This window comes from Pseudomonas sp. P7779 (genome assembly GCF_013386315.1).
Classification (GTDB): domain Bacteria; phylum Pseudomonadota; class Gammaproteobacteria; order Pseudomonadales; family Pseudomonadaceae; genus Aquipseudomonas.
In genome coordinates, this window is the sequence record NZ_JACARZ010000153.1 from 1 (window position 1) to 3,992 (window position 3,992).

General features: G+C 62.8%; 5 protein-coding genes. 1 reads left to right on the forward strand and 4 read right to left on the reverse strand.

The window, feature by feature from the left end:
• From HX869_RS30125 to HX869_RS30140, 4 genes are all read right to left on the reverse strand, one after another.
• On the reverse strand, positions 1-481 hold a 481-nt coding region (locus HX869_RS30125), incomplete at its 3' end, for an ATP-binding cassette domain-containing protein (protein ID WP_178904102.1).
• Positions 478-1,305, reverse strand: a complete 828-nt coding sequence (locus HX869_RS30130) for an ABC transporter permease (RefSeq protein ID WP_134326222.1) — start codon at positions 1,303-1,305, stop codon at positions 478-480. The genes HX869_RS30125 and HX869_RS30130, both read right to left, overlap by 4 nt.
• Entirely contained in the window at positions 1,305-2,282 is a 978-nt protein-coding gene (locus tag HX869_RS30135; RefSeq protein ID WP_087693384.1) for an ABC transporter permease, read from the reverse strand. Before HX869_RS30135 ends, HX869_RS30130 begins: the two co-directional genes overlap by 1 nt.
• Positions 2,279-3,526 carry an ABC transporter substrate-binding protein gene (locus HX869_RS30140; RefSeq protein ID WP_372865726.1) on the reverse strand — a complete coding sequence of 416 codons (1,248 nt, stop codon included), beginning with the start codon at positions 3,524-3,526 and terminating at the stop codon, positions 2,279-2,281. The genes HX869_RS30135 and HX869_RS30140 overlap by 4 nt, the downstream gene beginning before the upstream one ends.
• A gap of 125 nt (positions 3,527-3,651) precedes the next feature.
• On the opposite strand from HX869_RS30140, the gene HX869_RS31930 reads away from it, so the two are divergent.
• Entirely contained in the window at positions 3,652-3,777 is a 126-nt protein-coding gene (locus HX869_RS31930) for a hypothetical protein (RefSeq protein WP_256736805.1), read from the forward strand.
• Positions 3,778-3,992: the final 215 nt, after the last annotated feature.

The window sequence follows — 3,992 nt, forward strand, 5'->3', positions numbered from 1 at the left end:
GCTGACGCTGCCCGCCAGACAGTTCAAACGGATACGCCAGTCGCAAGCGCTCAGGGTCGGGCAAGCCGACATAACCGAGCAAATCCACCACCCGCTGACGCCGCACCCGTGCCGCCGCCACGCCATGGGCGCGCAGGGTTTCATCGATCTGTTGGCCCACCCGCAACAGTGGGTTGAGGGCGCTCATGGGCTCCTGGAATACCATGCTGATATCCCGCCCGCGCAGTTGGCGCATGGCCTCTTCGCTGCGATCGGCCAGGTCTTCGTCGCGAAACACCAGGCGCCCGCTTTCCACCTTCAGCGGGGCCGGCAACTGGCGCAGCAAAGCCTTGGCCAGCATTGACTTGCCGGAACCGGATTCACCCACCACACACAAGCATTCGCCACGGTTCAGTTGCAGCGACAGGTCATACAGCGCATGGCTGCGGTCCGCACCGGCCGGCAAGGCGATACGCAAATGTTCAACACTCAACAACGTCATAGCGACCTCCCGGGCTCAAAGGCCACACGCAAACCTTCACCGACTCGATTGACCGCCAGCACGCACAGCACAATCGCCAACCCCGGCAGAAAGCTCATCCACCAGGCGTCCCGCAGCAAGCCACGGGAGGCATTGATCATGTAGCCCCAGCTCATGGCTTCCGGGTCGCTCAAGCCGAGAAACGCCAGGGCCGCTTCGGTGAGGATCGCCGTGGCCATGACAAAGGTCATGGTCACCAGCAGCGGCGCCAGGGCGTTGGGCAGGATCTGCTGGGCGATGATCCCCAGCGGCGACTGCCCCAGCACCCGCGCGGCCTGCACGAATTCGCGCTGGCGCAGGGTCAGGAACTCACTGCGCACCAACCGCGCCACCGCCGGCCACGCTACGAGTGCGATGGCCAGCACGATGGAGAACAGGGACGGCTCAAGGATCGCCACCAGGATCACCGCCAGTACCAGTTGCGGAATGATCTGGAAGAACTCGGCAATGCGCATCAGCACACCGTCGAGCCAGCCACCGAAATAGCCGGCGACCGCGCCGACCAGCAGGCCCACCACCAGGGTCGCCAGGCTGGCCAGCGCCCCCACGGCCAGGGACACCCGCGCGCCGTACAGCAGGCCACTGGCGAGGTCGCGACCGAGCAGGTCACTGCCCAGCCAATGGGCCGGGTCGTGGAATGGCGCGAGCATCGGCGGGCTGTTCATCTCCCATGGCGAGCTGCTGGTCAGCCAGGGGGCGGCGATCGCCAACAGCGTCAGCAGCAGCAAAAACAGCGCACCGATCAACGCCGCAGGCTGGCGCACAAAACGTCGGAAAACCAGCATCAGCCTTGCACTCCTGCACCGATACGCGGGTCGAGAAAACGACAGATCACATCGGTCAACACGTTAAAGCCCACCACTAGAATCGAGATCACCAGGAAACCGCCCATCAACACGCCGTAGTCACGCTGGGCCAGCGAGTCGTACATCAAGCGACCAATCCCCGGCCAGGAATACACCACCTCCACCAGCAACGCGCCGCTGGCCAACTGGCCCAGTTGCAAACCGGCAAAGGTCACCACCGGCAACAGCGCATTGCGCAGCACATGCACGTACAAAATCCGCCGCGGGTGCAGGCCCTTGGCGTGGGCGGTGCGCACGTATTCCTGGCCAAGGGCGTCGAGCACGGCGGCGCGGGTCAGGTGGATATACAAGGCGAGAAACAGCACGCTCAACGACACGCACGGCAGCAGCAGGTGCTTGAGCCGGTCGAGCAGGGAAAAGTCCTGTGCCACCGTTTCCATGCCAAACGCCGGCAACCAATCGAGGCTGACGGAGAACAACAGGATCAGCAGCATCGCCAGCCAGAATGGCGGCATCGCATACAGCAGCAATGCGCCGTGGGAGATCACGCCATCCAGCCAGTGACGCTTCTGTCGGGCCCGGGCGGCCAACGTCCCCAGGGTGACGCCAAGCACCGACGAGAGCAAAAATGCCGAGCCCATCAGGGCCAGTGTTGCCGGCAAGCGCTCGGCAATCAGCGACCACACCGAGGTCTGGTTGCGGTAGGAATAACCCAGGTCCAGATGGGCGATATTGCCCAGGTAGATCAGCAACTGCGTGAGCAACGGCTTGTCCAGGCCCATGGTCTGGCGCAGGTGTTCGATGAACTGCACATCGTCCACCCCCGCCTCGCCGGCCAACAGCAGCGCCGGGTCACCCGGCGCCAGGCGGATCAGTAAAAAGCCCAGCACCAGCACCGCCACAATCATTAACAGTGCCTTGAGCAGGCGACCGCTGAAATACAGCAACCCGTTCATGGTGCAAGCGCGTCGAGGTAGACGCTTTCGTAGTCTTCGTTAAGGCTGGTGGCGGTTTGCAGCAGGTTTTTCACCTCTTTGTGGAACAGTGTCGGGTAGCGCATTTCGAAGATCGGCGCGATCGGCAGGTCGGTGTTCAGCACGTTTTCCAACTGGCTATAGAGCCTGGTGCGTTCCGGGCCTTCCGGGGTGTTGGCGACCTGGGTCCACAGGGCATCGGCCTCGGGGCTGTTGTAGCCGCTGACGTTGGCAAATGGCGAAGTCTTGAGGATGTAGTCGGAGCGGTACAGGTAGGCGTTGGTCAGGTACGGGTCGCCGATCTGGAAGATGAAGTTGTAGGTCAGGTCGAAGTCCCAGTCGCTGACGCGCTGGAACCAGGTGGCGGCGTCGGACGTCACCACTTGGACCTTGAAGCCCAGCGGCTGCAGGGCTTGCTTGGTGTATTCGGCCAGGCGCTCCCAGGCACCGCCCTTCTCGCCGTTGAGCAGGCGAATCCGCACGGCGCCCACGTCCACGCCGGACTCGGCAATCAGCGCCTTGGCTTTTTTCACGTCATAGGTGTACTGCGGCAATTGCGGGTCGTGGTACGGCGAGGTGGACACGAACTGGCCGGGGGCAACCTTGCCCGAACCGAAGAAGATGTTGTCGACGATGAACTGGCGGTTGAGCGCATACAGGATCGCCTGGCGCACCTTGGGGTTGTTCAGCGGCGGCTTGCGCGTATTGATCTGCAGGAAGGCCAGGCCGGAATACAGCTCCCAGCCTTTTTCCGACGACTGCACGTCCGGCAAGGCGGTCAGGCGCTTGAGGTCGGAATAGTCGGCATCACCGCTGCGCAGCACCTGCACGTCGTTGCGCTCGAACGCCGCAGCGCGGGACGAGCCGTCCGGGATCACGTGGAAGATGATCGCATCCAGGTGTGGCAGGCCCTTTTTCCAGTAATCGGGGTTCTTTGCCAGCTTGATATAGGCGCCGCGTTTCCACTCCACAAACACAAACGGGCCGGTGCCGACAGGCTTGAGGTTATAGGGGTTGTTGCGAAAGTCAGTGTTCTCGTAGAGGTGCTTGGGCACCACAGGCCGCAGCCCGCTGCCCAGGGCCGAGAGCAACGGCGCGAAGGGTTTCTTGAGCTGGAACACCACCTGCAGCGGGTCCTTGGCGGTGATGCTGTCGACGTACTCGGTGAAGACCCCGCCCAGGCGCTTGTCCACTTCGGGGTAGAAGGTCTGGAAGCTGAACACCACNNGGTGTAGGTCAGGCCATCGGGGGAAACGGTCCAGGCCTTGGCCAATACCGGTTTGGGTTTCAGGTCGGTGTCGAAGGTCAGCAGGCCCTGGAGGATCTTGCCGCTGACGTACTGGGTGGACACGTGGCTGACCACGCCGTGCATCAGCGACGGCGGTTCGGGTTGGGCCACCAGGTTCAGCACCCCGCCGTCATGGGGTTGCGCCTGAGCGGTGCCGGCCAGCAGCACGGCGCCAAGTCCCAGGTATGAAAGGACACGGCGAAAAGATAAAGGGCGCATGGAGACTCCTTGGCTAAGGTTTTGTCAGGGATTTAGCAAGGGCTGTGCCATGGGGCGACGGGCCGCGTTTGCGGGCATCACAGGCCTTGGCAGTGATGAAAAAACCACAGTGGCCGGGACGAGTGTGGAAAAAGCAACAGCCCGCCCTCTTGAGGAATGGTTGTGCGTAGCAGCTGCCGAGCCTT

What these genes read in the sequence shown, in the direction of transcription:
- HX869_RS30130 (WP_134326222.1), bottom strand. Translation starts at nt 1,305, where the DNA reads ATGCTGGTTTTCCGACGTTTTGTGCGCCAGCCTGCGGCGTTGATCGGT.
- HX869_RS30135 (WP_087693384.1), bottom strand. Translation starts at nt 2,282, where the DNA reads ATGAACGGGTTGCTGTATTTCAGCGGTCGCCTGCTCAAGGCACTGTTA.